At 37.2% G+C, this 549-nt stretch carries 1 protein-coding gene; it reads left to right on the forward strand.

Annotated elements, in window-relative coordinates; genetic code table 11:
• Nucleotides 1–170 precede the first annotated feature (170 nt).
• The gene (locus DDT91_RS20365) at nt 171–470 is read left to right on the forward strand and encodes a GIY-YIG nuclease family protein (protein ID WP_187178043.1); all 300 of its coding nucleotides are present in this window, start codon (nt 171–173) and stop codon (nt 468–470) included.
• Nucleotides 471–549: the final 79 nt, after the last annotated feature.

Here is a 549-nt window from a genome sequence, read left to right on the forward strand (position 1 = left end):
TCGCAGTGACGTGCCAAAGGCAAGAAAGAGACTGCTTCGTCGTTCCTCCTCTCAGTGATGTGACCGTCATTGCGAGGGGCAATTATCTAGATTGAATTTGTAAATTTGTTTGACTGCCCCGAAGCAATCTCATGATTTTTATTTTATTTTCAACTTAACTTTTAGATATCATGAAAAAGGGAGGTGCAGTTTATATTATGACCAATTCTCATAATACAGTTTTATACACTGGAGTTACAAGTGACTTATTTAGGAGGGTTTTTGAGCATAGGAATGGGTTAAATCCAAATTCATTTTCTTCCAAGTACAATGTTTCCAAATTAGTTTATTTTGAATCCTTTCATTCTATTGAGGAAGCAATCGTAAGAGAAAAGCAGATCAAAAGTGGGAATCGAAAAAGGAAAGAGGATTTGATCAATTCTTTAAATCCAGAATGGAAAGATTTGTGGGAAGAGATCCAGAATTGGTGAAGACTGATATTACAATCATTGCGAGGGGCTGTCAAAGAGCTTGATATTGAGGACTGCGTAATAGCCCCGAAGCAATCTC

It is taken from the genome of Algoriphagus sp. AK58 (genome assembly GCF_014324365.1).
Classification (GTDB): Bacteria; Bacteroidota; Bacteroidia; order Cytophagales; family Cyclobacteriaceae; genus Algoriphagus.